At 42.7% G+C, this 15039-nt stretch carries 19 protein-coding genes, 1 tRNA gene and 1 other annotated feature; of the genes, 7 read left to right on the forward strand and 13 right to left on the reverse strand.

From position 1 onward, the window contains the following. Positions 1-57: 57 nt before the first annotated feature. The 9 genes from IGI66_RS10620 to rplU form a co-directional block, all read right to left on the reverse strand. Positions 58-969, reverse strand: coding sequence for a PTS system mannose/fructose/sorbose family transporter subunit IID (locus tag IGI66_RS10620; RefSeq protein ID WP_010779987.1), 912 nt, complete (start codon positions 967-969; stop codon positions 58-60). 21 nt (positions 970-990) lie between these two features. After that, positions 991-1794, reverse strand: coding sequence for a PTS mannose/fructose/sorbose transporter subunit IIC (locus tag IGI66_RS10625; protein ID WP_010779986.1), 804 nt, complete (start codon positions 1792-1794; stop codon positions 991-993). A 33-nt stretch (positions 1795-1827) separates the two neighbouring features. Next, a complete protein-coding gene (locus tag IGI66_RS10630; RefSeq protein ID WP_010779985.1) occupies positions 1828-2820 on the reverse strand; it encodes a mannose/fructose/sorbose PTS transporter subunit IIA in 993 nt (330 codons plus the stop codon). 75 nt (positions 2821-2895) lie between these two features. Beyond that, complete coding sequence (locus tag IGI66_RS10635) at positions 2896-3396, reverse strand: PTS system mannose/fructose/N-acetylgalactosamine-transporter subunit IIB (protein ID WP_010779984.1); 501 nt, start codon at positions 3394-3396, stop codon at positions 2896-2898. Between the two features lie 197 nt (positions 3397-3593). After that, positions 3594-6368, reverse strand: a complete 2775-nt coding sequence (locus tag IGI66_RS10640; RefSeq protein WP_438848904.1) for a sigma-54-dependent transcriptional regulator — start codon at positions 6366-6368, stop codon at positions 3594-3596. Positions 6369-6660: 292 nt separating this feature from the next. Further along, entirely contained in the window at positions 6661-6927 is a 267-nt protein-coding gene (locus IGI66_RS10645; protein ID WP_010779982.1) for a SemiSWEET family transporter, read from the reverse strand. 107 nt (positions 6928-7034) lie between these two features. Next, a complete protein-coding gene (rpmA, locus tag IGI66_RS10650; RefSeq protein WP_010779981.1) occupies positions 7035-7328 on the reverse strand; it encodes a 50S ribosomal protein L27 in 294 nt (97 codons plus the stop codon). Between the two features lie 12 nt (positions 7329-7340). Next, positions 7341-7691, reverse strand: a complete 351-nt coding sequence (locus IGI66_RS10655) for a ribosomal-processing cysteine protease Prp (RefSeq protein WP_010779980.1) — start codon at positions 7689-7691, stop codon at positions 7341-7343. A gap of 18 nt (positions 7692-7709) precedes the next feature. Further along, positions 7710-8018: a 50S ribosomal protein L21 gene (rplU, locus tag IGI66_RS10660; protein WP_010779979.1), complete on the reverse strand. Its 309-nt coding sequence runs from the start codon at positions 8016-8018 to the stop codon at positions 7710-7712. Between the two features lie 20 nt (positions 8019-8038). Then, positions 8039-8110: a sequence feature (ribosomal protein L21 leader region), on the reverse strand. Between the two features lie 119 nt (positions 8111-8229). Here rplU and IGI66_RS10665 point away from each other — a divergent pair. The 4 genes from IGI66_RS10665 to IGI66_RS10680 all read left to right on the forward strand — a co-directional run bounded on the left by IGI66_RS10665 (position 8230) and on the right by IGI66_RS10680 (position 10619). Further along, on the forward strand, positions 8230-8877 hold the full coding sequence (locus IGI66_RS10665) for a uracil-DNA glycosylase (protein WP_010779978.1): 648 nt from the start codon (positions 8230-8232) through the stop codon (positions 8875-8877). Further along, complete coding sequence (locus IGI66_RS10670; protein ID WP_438848907.1) at positions 8877-9545, forward strand: O-methyltransferase; 669 nt, start codon at positions 8877-8879, stop codon at positions 9543-9545. Before IGI66_RS10665 ends, IGI66_RS10670 begins: the two co-directional genes overlap by 1 nt. A 100-nt stretch (positions 9546-9645) precedes the next feature. Next, positions 9646-10485 carry an alpha/beta hydrolase gene (locus IGI66_RS10675; RefSeq protein WP_288226072.1) on the forward strand — a complete coding sequence of 280 codons (840 nt, stop codon included), beginning with the start codon at positions 9646-9648 and terminating at the stop codon, positions 10483-10485. 60 nt (positions 10486-10545) lie between these two features. After that, positions 10546-10619 (forward strand) — tRNA-Arg (locus IGI66_RS10680). A gap of 174 nt (positions 10620-10793) precedes the next feature. Here the strand turns inward: IGI66_RS10680 and IGI66_RS10685 are convergent. Beyond that, entirely contained in the window at positions 10794-11384 is a 591-nt protein-coding gene (locus IGI66_RS10685; RefSeq protein WP_010779918.1) for a DJ-1/PfpI family protein, read from the reverse strand. Between the two features lie 141 nt (positions 11385-11525). Here IGI66_RS10685 and IGI66_RS10690 point away from each other — a divergent pair, with 141 nt between their 5' ends. Then, positions 11526-11966, forward strand: a complete 441-nt coding sequence (locus tag IGI66_RS10690) for an Lrp/AsnC family transcriptional regulator (RefSeq protein WP_438848909.1) — start codon at positions 11526-11528, stop codon at positions 11964-11966. Between the two features lie 27 nt (positions 11967-11993). On the opposite strand, the gene IGI66_RS10695 is transcribed toward IGI66_RS10690, so the two are convergent. Together IGI66_RS10695 and IGI66_RS10700 are read right to left on the reverse strand one after the other, a co-directional pair. After that, the gene (locus IGI66_RS10695) at positions 11994-12260 is read right to left on the reverse strand and encodes a hypothetical protein (RefSeq protein ID WP_010779916.1); all 267 of its coding nucleotides are present in this window, start codon (positions 12258-12260) and stop codon (positions 11994-11996) included. 88 nt (positions 12261-12348) lie between these two features. Then, positions 12349-13302, reverse strand: a complete 954-nt coding sequence (locus tag IGI66_RS10700) for a zinc-binding dehydrogenase (protein ID WP_438848911.1) — start codon at positions 13300-13302, stop codon at positions 12349-12351. A gap of 130 nt (positions 13303-13432) precedes the next feature. Between IGI66_RS10700 and IGI66_RS10705 the strand changes: the two genes are divergently transcribed. After that, positions 13433-13801: an ACT domain-containing protein gene (locus IGI66_RS10705; RefSeq protein WP_114524832.1), complete on the forward strand. Its 369-nt coding sequence runs from the start codon at positions 13433-13435 to the stop codon at positions 13799-13801. Positions 13802-14028: 227 nt separating this feature from the next. Beyond that, a complete protein-coding gene (locus IGI66_RS10710) occupies positions 14029-14313 on the forward strand; it encodes a YtxH domain-containing protein (protein ID WP_314578496.1) in 285 nt (94 codons plus the stop codon). Between the two features lie 87 nt (positions 14314-14400). Here IGI66_RS10710 and IGI66_RS10715 read toward each other — a convergent pair whose 3' ends face one another. Continuing rightward, positions 14401-14907 (reverse strand): S26 family signal peptidase, encoded by a 507-nt coding sequence (locus IGI66_RS10715; protein ID WP_438848914.1) that lies wholly within the window; start codon positions 14905-14907, stop codon positions 14401-14403. Positions 14908-15039: the final 132 nt, after the last annotated feature.

Below are 15039 nucleotides of genomic sequence, written 5' to 3' on the forward strand. Positions count from 1 at the left end.
ACACTTATTAAGAAAAAAATGCTCGGGCAAGCCCGAGCATTTTAACGATTGACTTTCTTACATAATACCTAATACGTGTAAGCCAACACCGACTACGAACAAACCAAGAATGATGATGATTGGAGAAACTTTTTTCTTCAATAACCACATGCAAAGCAATGTTAATAGTAATGCAGCAAGACCAGGAATTAATTGATTTAAGTTGTCTTGTAATGTTGTTACTTTATTACTGTCTAACGCTAAACCTGATGCTTGTTGAGAGAGTGCTTCTTTGATTCCTTGAGCACCAGCAGGCAATTTATCCCATTCAATGTAAGCACCTTTGTCCAATTTAACAGTAGAAACAACCGGTGTAAACTTCACATTTACCCATCGTTGAACTAAGGAACCTAGTACGAACATACCAAGGATAGATGCACCTTTAGTAACTTTTTGTAATAATCCGCCTGAAAGGTCATCTGTGATTTTAGAACCGGCACGGTAACCGAATTCTTGTGTATACCACATAAATGCCCAACGGATAATGTTCCAAGCAAGGAAGAAAATGATTGGTCCTAAGATATTTCCAGCAAGCGCTAGAGATGCACCTAAGGCACCTAACATCGGACGTACAGTAAACCAGAACACTGGGTCACCAACACCGGCTAGAGGTCCCATCATACCAACCTTAACCCCTTGGATTGCTACGTCATCAACAGGTGCGCCATTTGCACGTTCTTCTTCAAGTGCAAGTGTCACTCCGATGATTGGTGATGCGATATATGGGTGAGTATTAAAGAATTCTAAGTGACGTTGCATTGCTAGAATGCGGTCTTCTTTAGTTTTGTATAATTTTTTGATTGCTGGCAACATTGCGTAACACCAGCCACCATTTTGCATACGTTCATAGTTCCAAGAACCTTGAATGAAGGTAGAACGCCATGCAACGGCTAAACGATCTTTTCTCGTTAATTCGATTTTTTCTGCCATTTTATTTCTCCTCCTTCAAGATTAATAATCATTCAAAATGTCGCCTAATGGGTCACCTGTATTGCCTCCGCCGCCATTAGATGAACCGCCACCAGTTTCTTGTAGGTTCAAGTAAATCAAAGCGAATGCAACTGCGATAACACCAAGTGCGATCAATGTTAATTCAGAAATAGCTGCAACGGCAAAACCGATTGCGAAGAATGGCCATACTTCACGTGTAGCCATCATGTTGATAACCATTGCATAACCAACGGCAACAACCATACCACCACCGATAGCCATACCATCAGTTAACCATGCAGGCATAGATTCTAAGAATCCACGTACAGTGTCAGCTGGGATAACTAATAATGCAGCAGCAGGAATAGCGATACGAACACCTTGCATACATACTGCGATAAGATGCCACATTTCAACTTTGCGCATTTCACCTTTTTCAGCAGCCGCATCCATAAAGTGAACGATCGGCACAGCTAAAGTACGAACGATCATTGTTAAGAACAATCCAGCTACAGCTAGTGGAACTGCGATTGCGATGGCTGAAGAAACACCTTTCACTCCTTGACCACCTAAAACTAAAATAATTGCAGATGCAACAGATGCTAATGCAGCATCCGGTGCTACGGCAGCCCCGATGTTTGCCCAACCTAAGGCGATCATTTGCAATGAACCGCCAAGAACGATCCCTGCTGATAAGTTACCAGTCACTAGACCGATTAATGTACATGCTACTAACGGTTGATGGAATTGGAATTCATCTAAGATTCCTCCCATACCGGCTAGAAAAGCAACGATTACTACTAATACCATTGAAATACCAGACATTATAAGCCCTCCTATTTAAGTTAATTATGTTGCTTAAGCGTTTTTCAATTCATTTTTTGCTTTGTTAAGAATTTCGTCCATGTTGTCTTTAGAATCATTTGGCACTTTACGTACATCAAATTTGATTCCTTTTGCTTTCAATTTCTCGAAAGTATCAACATCTTCTTGCCCCATTGACAATACTTTACTTACTACGACTTTCCCAACTGAGTGAGCCATTGATCCAACATTGATTTCTTTAATATCAACGCCTCCTTCAACCGCACGCAATACATCTTCAGGATTTTCAAATAGTAACAACGCTTTGGTATTTCCGAAACGAGGGTCTTTTGAAATCTCGATCATTTTTTCGATAGGGATAACGTTTGCCTTAACACCTGGAGGAGCAGCTTGTTCGATCAATCTCTTACGTAGATCGTCTTTTGCTACTGCATCTGAAACAACGATGATCCGGTTAGGGCCTGTTGTTTTTGTCCAAGCTGTTGCCACTTGTCCATGTAATAAACGAGAATCGACACGAGCCAACACAAATTTAATGTGTCCATCACCAAGTACGGTTCCTTCTGGAATTGTACCTGTTGGTTGTCCACCTTCTGCTGCAGCTACTGGAGCTGTTTCAGCTGGTTCTAATTCTTCAGGACGGATTCTAACGCCTTCTTTAGCTGTACCTAAAATGTGTGCAGCAATTTCATGCGCAGTTTCCATAGAGAAACGTGAAGCATACGCTTCGATCAACATTGGTAAGTTCATACCAGCAACGATTGCCCACTTGTCTTTGTGTTCTTCAAACAAACTGTTTGCTTGGTTGAATGGAGTGCCACCCCAAAGATCTACTAAGAACAATACTTCGTCTTGGTTTTCGAAAGAGGCGATTGCTTCTTTCATTTTTGCCTTAACATCATCAGGTCCTTCACTTGGCATCAAAGTAACAGCTTTGACGTTTTCTTGTTCTCCAAAGATCATCGCTCCGGATTGCAAGATACCATTCGCGAATTCACCATGACTGGCAATGATAATTCCTACCATCTTCATACCTCCTACTATTATTGTTACAGCTCAAAATATAAATAAGTTCTAAAAAAACCTGTAACCAAAATTATTTTACTGCAGCATCTTCTCTTTTTTGATCAATTGCATCAGATCTGTTTTTCGGTCTGTCGGCACTTGGCGAATTTCCAATTCGATTCCTGCTTCTGACAACTCAAGGAAACATCTCACATCATCATTATCTATGGAAATAAAATTGGTGATCATTTTCTTTCCTTCGCTGAATCGCATGCCGCCGATATTGACCGCTTTCAAATCAACACCTAGTTCGACGACCTCCACCACATCTTGCGGAGAGGCAAACAGCAGCATGATCTTCATTCCATCAAACAATTGATCTCGATACACTTCAACCAGTTTTCTTTTAGTGACGACATTGGACCTGATTCCTGGTGGTGCGGCTTGTTTTAGGAGAAACTTACGCAACTCATCGTTGGCAACCTCGTCGCTGACAACTAAGATACGCTCGATTCCTGTTGCTTTAGACCAAACAGTCGCTACCTGACCGTGAATCAAACGATCATCGATACGAGTGAGTCGAATATCCATTACCATCCCACCACCTCCTGCTACTACAAGGCTCAGATGCTAAAAGACTTGTGCTACATTTGAGTACAGTGTGACACACAGTACTCACTTATAATAAAGCAAGTACCGTGCCAAGATACACTACTAAAGAATTCTTTATTTACCGCGTTTCAAACGATACACAAAAAAGAATACAGTAGACTGTATCCTTTTTTGTGTATTATTTATACAATGATTTCTTCATTATTTTTAAGTAATTGATAGATATAGTATCGTTCTGAAGTAGGGATCGTGATACGCAGTTGGCTTTCTAGTTCGTTCAAGCCGCGATTCATCACAACATTGTCCGTTACCGTCTGATAAATCCGCTTTGATTCCTCATCGATTTTCAACGGTTGTTGCAGAATTCCTCGCTCGATCGTTCCAGCCATGTGCATTACAAAATTGACAATCAATGCATAGTCAGAAGAATCACCGTTACTTTTGATCACTGTGTTAGCCAGTCGCCACAGTGGATCGATCAATTTATTTGGATTGATGAACGTAAAGCTCTCTTCCATGAATTTCACACACAATTCCCGTGCTTTATTCGCATCAAGGACGACTTCTTCTTGTTCAGACAGATCATTTTCCAATAATAGCTCATCCAATATTTGATCGGCTTTTTGATTGATAAACTTTTCCATCGGAATATAGGGTGCACCGATTTTCGGGTCCATGATCCCGGTCGTTGCTAATATTTTAAATTCTTCCTTGAATCCCGGCACCTTGCTTTTGATATCTGCCACAGCCAATGTCAGCACTTCAATATGCTTCAAATTCCGCTGTTTCAACGGGCGCTCGATGATTTCTTTTAATCGTTTGGCCGTTCCTTCCCCCGAAGCACAAATAGCGAGGATCGCTTGCTTTTCGTGGGAATCATTTTTTTCCTGTACTACATGGCCATAGCCGCGAAAGCCTTGTAGGGAATCGTATAGCTCATCGACTCCTGATCCAAGAACACTTGATTTGCGAGCCGCTTCAATCAGCAACGGTGTCGTCACCATATCCAGGGTGCACACGTCGATACCGGTATCTTTTCGGATTTCTTCATTAAAGGTAGCCAATGATCCCATGTCCACCATGATGAGTACGCCGCTGCCTTCGTCGATCTGCGACACTGCTTCCCGCATTTTTTCGTAGGCAACTCGCGGATGCATGTCTAGCGGCATATCCACTGCGATGATATTGGATACATCCAGTAACTCTCGAACCACTTGGGCCATGGATGTAGCCGTGCTGTTTCCGTGCGCCGCGACGACGACGCCGATTTTCCCTGCAGATTGGTCTTCTCGTAACGACACCAGTAAAACGGTCAAATAATAATCTTCGCTATCTGGAATGATCACCTGAAATTCATTTTCGACTAAGCGTCGGATCTCTCGTGCAACCGCAAACTCGGTCGGATAGTCCTTCGCCATTTCTCGAATATTGGCATTTGTCTCACGAGTTTCTCCCACGTGTATTTTCTTTAAAAAGGAAGAAATATGGAGACTCATCGCATAAATAAAGTTTTGCTGAAAATGAGTGTCTAAACGTTCACTCACCAGCACGGCGATTTTATTGCTGATGTCTATCACACGTTTATCCACAAATTCTGTCAAACGTGTTTCTGTATCGAAGGTAAAGCCATGATTCTTGTAAAAGGATTTCAAGTGGACATTGATATCGGTAGAGATAAAGTGATTGATCGTCTCTTGATCCAGACCTTCCGTCTTCAACAACGCCGCTTTGTCACCGATGATGTCGTATAGATTATAGGGCAATTCGTAAGTATCTGTTTTGATCAATTCATCGATCTCATTTGGCGTAACCACCATCTCGGGCTCCAAATACGGTGAGATATCTGTCGTCTTGATCCGGTCAGCAGAAAGCTGAACAAGTCCTGCTTTGATCCCCTCAGTCAAGTCATTCAAGGTAATATGAATTTCTTCCTGCATCATATGATTCATAAACCCTCGTGCACAGATCAATTGTACATTCGACTTCAATTGTCCGACATTCCCATAGGAAACGCTACCCAGCAAAGCTTTTACAACATCTTCCGACAAAGTGATCTTTCGCTGGATTCGATTGGCTTCCATCGCCACCATCACACGAACCAAATCTAGCTGCTCTGATGCGGGGCGGCTGCTGAAGGCTGGCATTTGGATATTGATCGGAATACGTCGAACAAAGGTATCCAACAGTGCAGAATGCGGGTCTTCCGTCGTTGCACCGACGATCCGAACATTCGCAAACCGATTTTTCCCACTCTCTCCCAGTCGACTATAGGTGCCATGATCCATAAAGTAGAAAATCATTTCCTGTCCTTCTGGCGGCAGTCGGTGAATCTCATCTAAAAACAGCATGCCGCCGTCCGCCTGTTGGATCAATCCATCCTTTTCACTGTCCGCTCCCGTGAAGGCACCCTTCTCGTAACCGAAGAGGTGGCTCATCAATAACTCTGGGTTGTTTGCGTAATCGGCGCAGTTAAAGACGACCAGCTCTCGACCAGTCTCCACCACACCTTCCGTTTGCGCAAACTGAAACATCGCGTGGGCAAAGAAGGTTTTACCTGATCCTGTAGGTCCAGTGATCAAACAATTCAATCCGCGAGGGGGGTATAATATAGCCGCTTTGGCTTGCTCGACAGCATTTCTCATACTGCCCGTCGATCCTATGATCTGAGTAAAGACGTTGCCTGTGTTTTGATGCAGGATCTTTTTCTCAGGCGGCTCGACAACTTTTTTCTTTATGTGAGTGGTTTCTGTATCAAACGACATTTCTCCTGATTGATTTGAAACAAAATAGCGAACAGGTCTGCCTTCACTTTTACTCAATTGACCCTCTTTAACAAGAAGATTCAGATCCTTACTAGCATTTGTCCGTTGAATATCCAATGAATCTGCTACGTCTTTCGTTGTTACATTTGCATTTTCCAAAACGAAGCGATAAATGCGGTCAATCCGTCGTTCCATTCAGTCACCTTCTTTATTAGTGTATTCCCTATTACCAATCATCTATAGTTTTTATTAAAAAGTCAAACATTTCGATATAAAATAATACACTATATTTTTTAAATTTGAAAATTTATGGGTTTTTCGGAAAAATGCCTTAACTTAATTTTAAGCTTTTTTATCATTTATTATTCCTTTTCTAGTAAAAGTGCGTCCCTGTTCCGTGTTTCTTCTATTATATAGAAGCGATCGTCTTCTCTGATAAAAAAAACTAGCCAGGACAGGAATTCTGTCTTGGCTAGTTTCTTGATATTTACATCAATGCAGTTATAAAGGTAATAGCTCCTAAAAATACACCTGGAACATTTGCGATGATGATCGGGTAATCTTTTTTCTTTTGCATAGACGCGTAGATCACCCAAAAAATACAGTTGACCATCGCCACCATTGGTTGAATGGGATTCCCTTTGTCTCCCGCCAAATTATTCATGATCTGTGGGATGTAAGACACATACATCAGTACGGATAGCACCGACGCGATCCTCCCAAAAATTTGTACTGTTCGTTCTTTCTTATTCACAAAAAACACCTCATACTTCTTTCACTATTAAAATAGTACCTTAACTTGTGAAAAGAAGCGAAAAAAAAGCCCTGACCCTGAAAATCAGGATTAGGACTTCGAATGTCTTATGCTTCTTGAGCGACTGGGTATACAGACACTTGTTTTTTGTCGCGACCTTTACGTTCGAAACGTACTACGCCGTCAACTTTAGCAAACAATGTGTCATCGCCACCGATACCTACGTTTACACCAGGGAAAATTTTAGTACCACGTTGGCGATAAAGAATAGATCCACCAGTAACAGTTTGACCGTCAGCACGTTTAGCACCTAAACGTTTTGACTCTGAGTCACGTCCGTTAGAAGTTGAACCGCCACCTTTTTTGTGGGCGAATAATTGTAAGTTCATATTCATTAACATGAGCTGCACCTCCTATGATTTAGATTCTGTTTGGACTTCCATGAAATCCAAATACTCAGTTTCGATTGATTGCAAGCCTAACAATAAATGTTCTAGCAAGATTTGCGAGATATTCATCTGCTCTTGTGTCATGGAATCATCCAGATTCAACACGACATGAAGATAACCACCTTCATCATCGTTGGTCTCGATGTTCGGAATGACACCTGCCAGTGCATCCAGACTATTTACTGTACTGATCGCCAACGCGGAAACGGCAGAACATACGATATCGCTACCGTAAGGGCCTGCTTCGGCATGACCTGTCAGGGTAAATTCGCTGATTTGACCTGCATGATTTCGAGTGAATGTACCTTTGATCAACTTAGGCACCTTCTTTTTTTATGCTTTGATTGAGTCAATGACAACTTTAGTGTAAGGTTGACGATGACCTTGTTTACGGTGTGAATGTTTTTTAGGTTTGTATTTGAAAGTAACGACTTTCTTTTGTTTGCCGTGTTTTTCAACAGTTCCTTCAACAGTTGCACCTTCAACGATAGGAGCTCCTACTTTCGTAGATTCGCCGCCTACTAAAACAACTTGGTCGAAGACAACTTTTTCTCCAGCTTCAGCGTCTAATTTTTCAATGTAGACTGCTTGACCTTCTTCAACTTTGATTTGTTTACCGCCAGTTTTGATGATTGCGTACATGCTTGTGGCACCTCCTTATAATAGATACTTAGACTCGCCATCCCAAGTGACCGAAGTACTTAATAACTTGTTCTGCGCGGTTGTAGCTGTGGGTTCCACAATTACAACATTCATAGTTTACTAAAAAAGATAGGCCAAGTCAATGATTAATTATTGACGGGTGGGCTGCTTTTTTCTACTATTAGAAGGACGATAAAGTGAGGTGGCAAAAATGGAGTATCCAAAAGAGCTTGTCGATTTAGTGGCAACACGTTCCGAAGGGTTCCAGCTTGAGGGATTTATGGCAGGTCAAGGACCTCGTCATCCAAAATTAATGCTGCTAGGTGAAGCGCCTGGTCGGAACGAAGTCGTGAATCATATTCCCTTTTCTGGAGCAGCCGGAAAAGAATTGATCCAAGCGATGACAGCTATCGGGCTTACTCGGGAAAACACCTATATCACCAGTGCGGTCAGAAGCCGCCCTTATAAGATCGTCGAACGGATCAACAAGCGGACAAAAGAACCTGAGACCGTGTACCCTAACCGAACACCGACAAAAAAAGAGATTCTGGCTCATGCCCCGATCTTGGACTATGAACTGTCGGTGATCCAGCCAACGATCATTGCGACATTAGGCAATATCGGTTTGCAACGGCTGCTCGGACCCAAATGGCAGATCAGCGAACGTCATGGCGACGTCTATCGGGGACCTGTTTTAGAATTGACCGCCGACCAAAACAACTACCAACAGTCGAAACAAGCATACACCGTTCTCCCACTTTTCCATCCCGCGGCAGTGTTTTACAACCGTAAGTTGAGTGAGACGATCACGGAGGACTGGGCCTTATTAGGAAACCTACTAGAGAAAGAGGAAAAATAATGCGCAATGAAATGATGTACCGACCAATAATCAACGAGGATATTCTGCACTATTTACGAACCGAACAGAAGCAACTGACTGGATCACTGGGCGACTTAGAGGCACTTGCTCATGAGAATGGCGTGCCGGTGATTCCTCATGAGACAGTTGTCTTCTTGCAATTTTTACTGAAGCAAAAACAACCAAAGAGAGTCCTAGAGATTGGGACCGCCATCGGATTTTCTGCCAGCTTAATGGCTGAATCCCTTGGGAAAGAAGCAAATATCACAACGATCGATCGCTTCCCGGTCATGATCGAAAAGGCCAAAGCAAACTTTGAAAAACTGGGCTTGGCAGACCAAGTGACTTTATTAGAAGGCGATGCAGCAGACATTCTCAGCACGTTGGAAGGTCCCTATGATTTTATTTTCATGGACAGTGCTAAATCAAAATACATTGCCTTCTTACCTGAATGTCTGCGACTTCTATCAGACGATGGCATCCTGATGGTGGATGATATTTTCCAAGCAGGCACCGTCTTGCAGCCGATCGAGGACATCCCCCGCAAGAACCGGGCGATCCATCGTCATTTGAATGAATTTTTAGAGGTGGTCACCACTTCTCCTGAACTTACTTCTACGCTGCTTCCGTTAGGGGATGGCGTGGCACTGATCTCAAAAAACAACTAAACATTTGGCGGAAATTTGAAACTTTTTTGAATTTCTGCCTTTTTACTTGTACATCAAGAAAATCGGCGTACACTAGGGAACTGAAATGGAGGAATTGCCTGTGAAGAACAAAAAAATTTGGGGCGCCCTAGCAATTCTATTGGTGTGTATTCTCGGATTGATCCTATTCGAAACAAAAGACCGCGTGCATGCATCAAAAAGTTCGACTGACCCCTTGCCAATACCGGCGCCAGTCATCATGGTTCCCGGTACAAATGGAGATGTCAATCGATTTGACAGTCTCGTTGATTCGTTAAAACAGACAGAAAAAAATGTCGATGAAATAAAAATCACGGTCAACAAGGATGATTCCATCACCTCTTCAGGGCGTTTTACAAAAAAGACAAAACGTCCCATCATCGCTGTTGCTTTCGAGGACGGAACAGACCCCTCCTTGCCGAAGCAATCACGCTGGTTCCAAAAGGCATTAGAATACGCGGAAAAATCATATACCTTCAACACCTATGATTACTTGGGCTATTCCAATGGCGGACTGATCATCACCGGGTATTTGGAAAACGAGCAAAAGAGCAACGATCCTGCACTTTCACACTTGATCACGCTTGGGTCCCCTTATAACGATACGTCTTGGGAGTACAATGACGACAGCGCGACCTTTACAAAACCAAAGGCCGAAAGCGACTTATTGAAATACTATTTAAAAAATAAACAAAACATCCCAAAAAACATCACCGTCTACAACATCGCTGGCAATTGCGGCGAACAGAACACAGATATGACGGTCCCATTGACTAGTGTATTGGCCGGGCGCTTGATTTACGGCGACAGTGAGACATACAAAGAAATCATTGTGGACGAGCAAGCCGATCACGGATCTCTGGTCGAAAATCCAAAAACCTTGAAGCTGATCAAAGAATATCTCTTTGAATCAGTAAAATAACGAATTAGGATTGACATTCAAGGGTAGTTTTTCTATAATAGCAATTGTTGCAAAACTACTGTCACAGTAGCTCAGCTGGATAGAGCATCCGCCTTCTAAGCGGACGGTCGGGGGTTCGAATCCCTCCTGTGATGTACATTCAGCAAAAAATCTGTTCGTTGACCTAAAAATCAACGAACAGATTTTTTTATTTCTCTGAAGCAGACAGTTCTTTCACATCCAAAGTGTTCCACCGGTCTCACAGGTAACACAAGGGATCAACCAACGCTTTTCTCTGACTTGACTATAAAACTGGCGATCCCTCCTTCTTAGACGGAGAAGCCCATCCGTTCCTTCACCTTCAACATATTTTCTCTGCTAGTCATTTTTTCTAATAATAAGAAGGCGACATCCAATGACGTTTCTGGTGAAGAGGAGGTGATGATGTTCCGATCTTTGACGATCCTCTCTTCTCTTTTGACTTTCACGCCCATTTCTTCCATCTGGTCTTGCCGCGGATTATTTTTGAAGCGATACGTCGTGCCGAAACGATCCTTTAGCACACCGCTTTTTGCGACAGCTAGGGAGGCCACGCAAATCGAAGCAATGGGTTTGTTTTTCTGATCAAACCAGCGAATAACTGATAGAAATTCTTCATTGAACGCATCCTTATAGAAGCCGGCTTCTTCAAAACCGCCGGGTATCGCCAACGCATCAAACTCTTCCAACTGAATCTCCTTCAGTTGTTTCATGGGGATACATGAGTAGCCCCACGTACACGCTAAGGTTGGATGCATCCCCACCGAAACGAGCGAAGTTGTTCGATCGCCCTCAAATAAATTCCAACCAAAAACATCTGTAAATACACTGGCCTCATAGGATTCGAAGCCGTCGGCCAAAAGCAATAAAATTTTCTTCATAAGTGATCCTCCTTTTGTTCTACTTATGATAATGTAGAATTCCAAGATATTACAGTTGATTAATAATGTGTTTTTGCAAAAGATCTTTATTATTTAAGGGAAATCAACTAAAATAGCTAAAAAAAGAAAGGCGTGCATTCAATGGATGAAACGGATAAAAAAATTCTCGCATTGTTACAAAAAAATGCCCGAATGTCCTATAGTGAGATTGCCCAAAAAGTCGCTTTGAGCGCCCCTGCCGTAAAGGAACACATCACAAAATTAGAGGACAAAGGAATCATCGAAAAATATACCATCAACATTAATTATAAAAAAATCGAAAAGAGCCTTACCGCTTTTATTTTGTTTGAAACGGTTAATTGTCAAGCTTTCCGTGAATTTTGTACGGACCATCCACTCGTGCTGGAAAATTATCGGCTCGCGGGCACCTTCAGTTATTTAGCCAAAGTCGTCTCCGCGGACATGGAAGAGCTGGAACAATTCATTGACGAGACGATGGCATTTGGCCGTCCTTCTACACATCTCGTTTTTTCTTCATCAACAAATGATTTCAATGACATCAAAAAAACGCTAGAGACCTAGTCTTCAGCGTTTTTCTTTTGTTCTCTTTTATTCTTTTACTGCTTTTGGTGCCACAAGCAATGCGCACATAGCGATGCCCAATACGATGAATAGGACTGCACCGATCACGTTGCCTTTTGTCAACATTGCAAAGGCGATCGTTCCGAAAAGACTAGCAACAGTCAAGACGATGCCTGATTTTTGGATCCCTGTCAATTTGGCGAATGAATTTCTAAAACCAATCGTCAATAATAAAGAGCCTGCAAATGAAGCGATACCAAAAATAATGTGCCCAATCAAGATAAGATTTTCCATGTTTCCACCTCCCCCGTCCACTATACTAGAAAGACAAAAAGAAGACGAAAGTTGTGCTTACGTTTTTTCGTCTTAACGAACCTTCGACTTACGGTTTTAACAGGACCTTTCCGATGCTTTTGCCTGTCTCGAGAAATTCATGGGCTTGTTTTCCCTCTGATAATGGAAAAATAGTCGGTTCGCTGATGGCGATCTTTTTTTCAATGAAATAGTTGAACAATCGTTGGCTGCGCATTTTCCGTTCTTCGTAGCTTGTTAGGTAATCCCACAGATCTCCCGTTAACAGGCTTTTGGATTCCGACATTAATTCGACGGGATCAATGTTTACCGGGTCGCCTCCTGCCATCCCGAAAAAGACGACTTTTCCTCGATGCTGGATCAAATCGAAACTCTGTTGGATCGTGGAGCCGACACCGTCATAGGCAGTAGCAAAGGCGCCGATCACGGACTCGATCCAAGAATTTTCTCGACTCGGAAAGACGTGCTTGACGCCATGAGACAAAGCCAACGCTTGCTTTTCAGTCGAGGAAGCAGAGCCGTACACCTCGACACCGTCCGCGACTAGCATTTGCGAAAGAATCTGACCGACTCCGCCGCTGATTCCAGTGATAAAAACTTTTTCGCCAGGCGCATTTTTCCCCAGATCATGTGCCAAAAAATCAGCCGTCATTCCTTGCAGACCGATGCTTGCGGCTAATTTGCTGTCGACGCCTTTTGGCAGTTGAATCACTTGTTCGCTGGGAACAGCGACATACTCGGCGTTCGCAAAAGGAACATCGACAAACAATACGGTCTCTCCGATTTTTTGACTGGACACCTTGGCGCCGATCTCCACGACTACGCCTGCCCCTTCATACCCATTGATGTAGGGTTCGTGCTTTTCAATGTGGTATTCCCCGCGGCGACGGTAAATATCAGCAAAGTTCAACCCGATATACTCTACTTTTACCAATACTTCCTCTTCCTTCAGAATAGGCGCAGGGAGTTCGCCATATTGCAGAACTTCGCTGCCGCCAAAGGTTTCAAAATACAGTGCCTTCATGGTCAACAACTCCTTCGATCATTTTTTCAAATATACTATGACGCGCGTTTTTCAGCAAAGAATCCGATTGCATTTCGCTAGGCCCTCTGATAAATTTGAAGGATCACAAGAATAGAAGGGAGTTTAAAAAATGAAGCTAGTCACATTGCCGCAAGCGTTGTCCGTGTATCAAGTCGCTGACTTAAAAACCATCGACGTCACACAACAGCCGCTCTTCATAGGCGTCACAGACGAAGAAATCTCACTCGTTTCTGCCACCGACCATGTTCCTGCAGATACGCTCAATCGGGAGGATGATTGGCGAGGTCTCAAGATCGAAGGCGTTTTAGATTTTAGCCTGGTAGGAATCTTGGCAAAAATCGCTTCTTTGCTGGCCGACGCTCAAATCAGCATTTTCGCGATCTCTACGTACAATACGGATTATATTTTAATCAAATCTGATCGTTACGACGATGCCGTTGCCGTTTTACAAGAAGGCGGCTATACGGTCGTGAAGTAAAAGGAGCAGCTCTCTGCTCTTTTTTTTGTGGAATTATCATTTTTTTCCTTTTCTGGTCCTTCAGCCGAACAAAAATAGGACTTTGGTTGGACGTAACGGAGGCCTTTTTCTTTTATTATGAGAGTGTAGTAATAAATCGAAAAGAAAAACGACGAGCACCGACAAGCAACTTTGGGGGAGATTCGTTGATTGGACTATGTGCCGCAACAATTCGAGGAGGAACGAATATGAAAAAAAATGGGTTGGATATCACCGTGTTGATTTTAGGGATCGCTTGTATCGGGTTGCTTACAGTCAATCGTTCAATTTTTCGTCCTGTATGGAAAACAAGTTTTCGTACAGAGTTAAAAGAAGTAAAAAGAGAAGTCAACAGTGACTTGAAAGACAGCAAAGACGAAATGAAGGAGGCTTCCAAAGAAGTCAAAGAAGAATTAAAGGCGAGTCGGAAAGAAATACAGGAAGAAATGAAAGATTCTAGAAATGAACTCAAGGAATCCTTGCTCTCTTATTAAAAAAGAAAAAGACCTCCATGAATCGTGAGGATCTCAAGCGCTAGAACATGCTGACGCTTGAGGGACCCACGATCGGGAGGTCTTTTTTTATTCGACTTGCTGGCGCAGCTTCTGCCTTCTCTCCGTTTGGAAGAAAATGGTCGAGAGTGTCATTAAAATGGCTCCGACAAACAGGCAGCACTTTAGGATGTTCATAATTTTCGCATCTGCTAAAAAGCCTATGTAGGGTAGATAAAAGTGCGGTCGGCCAATCAGGTTCCGCTCATGGACCATCCCCATCTCTGCTTTGACAGCACTGTCTCCTTTGACAAAATAGCCGTCGATTTTGTGATCCACCGCTAAGACACGCCGTGTTTTGATCGACTTCCCTTGATTTTCATAATACGTGATCGTATCCCCTACATGAATCGGGTCCATCACGTCTTTGACAAAAACCAATCCGCCTTTGTGGTATTCTGGCACCATTTTGTCATCAGAGACGACATAGGGTGTCACATTCAGCATTTTTGGAATAACAATTGTTAGGACAGCCAAGACAAACAGAAGAAAAATCGAAACAGCATATACAACTGTTATTTTTTTATTTTTAAGCACGTGTTTCAAGCCTCCTTTAGAAAGAAAATACCTTAGTATCATCATAGCACATTCATCAAAAAAAGCTATTTTTTATAGGACTATTGAAGAAAATTCTGACTATTTTTTGACTAATTCCGCCAATATGTTACT

The sequence above is a fragment of the Enterococcus sp. AZ048 genome (genome assembly GCF_051715125.1).
In the GTDB taxonomy this organism is placed as follows: domain Bacteria; phylum Bacillota; class Bacilli; order Lactobacillales; family Enterococcaceae; genus Enterococcus_A; species Enterococcus_A gilvus.

What these genes read in the sequence shown, in the direction of transcription:
- IGI66_RS10620 (WP_010779987.1), bottom strand. Translation starts at nt 969, where the DNA reads ATGGCAGAAAAAATCGAATTAACGAGAAAAGATCGTTTAGCCGTTGCA.
- IGI66_RS10625 (WP_010779986.1), bottom strand. Translation starts at nt 1,794, where the DNA reads ATGTCTGGTATTTCAATGGTATTAGTAGTAATCGTTGCTTTTCTAGCC.
- IGI66_RS10630 (WP_010779985.1), bottom strand. Translation starts at nt 2,820, where the DNA reads ATGGTAGGAATTATCATTGCCAGTCATGGTGAATTCGCGAATGGTATC.
- IGI66_RS10635 (WP_010779984.1), bottom strand. Translation starts at nt 3,396, where the DNA reads ATGGTAATGGATATTCGACTCACTCGTATCGATGATCGTTTGATTCAC.
- IGI66_RS10640 (WP_438848904.1), bottom strand. Translation starts at nt 6,368, where the DNA reads ATGGAACGACGGATTGACCGCATTTATCGCTTCGTTTTGGAAAATGCA.
- rpmA (WP_010779981.1), bottom strand. Translation starts at nt 7,328, where the DNA reads ATGTTAATGAATATGAACTTACAATTATTCGCCCACAAAAAAGGTGGC.
- rplU (WP_010779979.1), bottom strand. Translation starts at nt 8,018, where the DNA reads ATGTACGCAATCATCAAAACTGGCGGTAAACAAATCAAAGTTGAAGAA.
- IGI66_RS10665 (WP_010779978.1), top strand. Translation starts at nt 8,230, where the DNA reads ATGGAGTATCCAAAAGAGCTTGTCGATTTAGTGGCAACACGTTCCGAA.
- IGI66_RS10670 (WP_438848907.1), top strand. Translation starts at nt 8,877, where the DNA reads ATGCGCAATGAAATGATGTACCGACCAATAATCAACGAGGATATTCTG.
- IGI66_RS10685 (WP_010779918.1), bottom strand. Translation starts at nt 11,384, where the DNA reads ATGAAGAAAATTTTATTGCTTTTGGCCGACGGCTTCGAATCCTATGAG.
- IGI66_RS10690 (WP_438848909.1), top strand. Translation starts at nt 11,526, where the DNA reads ATGGATGAAACGGATAAAAAAATTCTCGCATTGTTACAAAAAAATGCC.
- IGI66_RS10695 (WP_010779916.1), bottom strand. Translation starts at nt 12,260, where the DNA reads ATGGAAAATCTTATCTTGATTGGGCACATTATTTTTGGTATCGCTTCA.
- IGI66_RS10700 (WP_438848911.1), bottom strand. Translation starts at nt 13,302, where the DNA reads ATGAAGGCACTGTATTTTGAAACCTTTGGCGGCAGCGAAGTTCTGCAA.
- IGI66_RS10705 (WP_114524832.1), top strand. Translation starts at nt 13,433, where the DNA reads ATGAAGCTAGTCACATTGCCGCAAGCGTTGTCCGTGTATCAAGTCGCT.
- IGI66_RS10710 (WP_314578496.1), top strand. Translation starts at nt 14,029, where the DNA reads ATGAAAAAAAATGGGTTGGATATCACCGTGTTGATTTTAGGGATCGCT.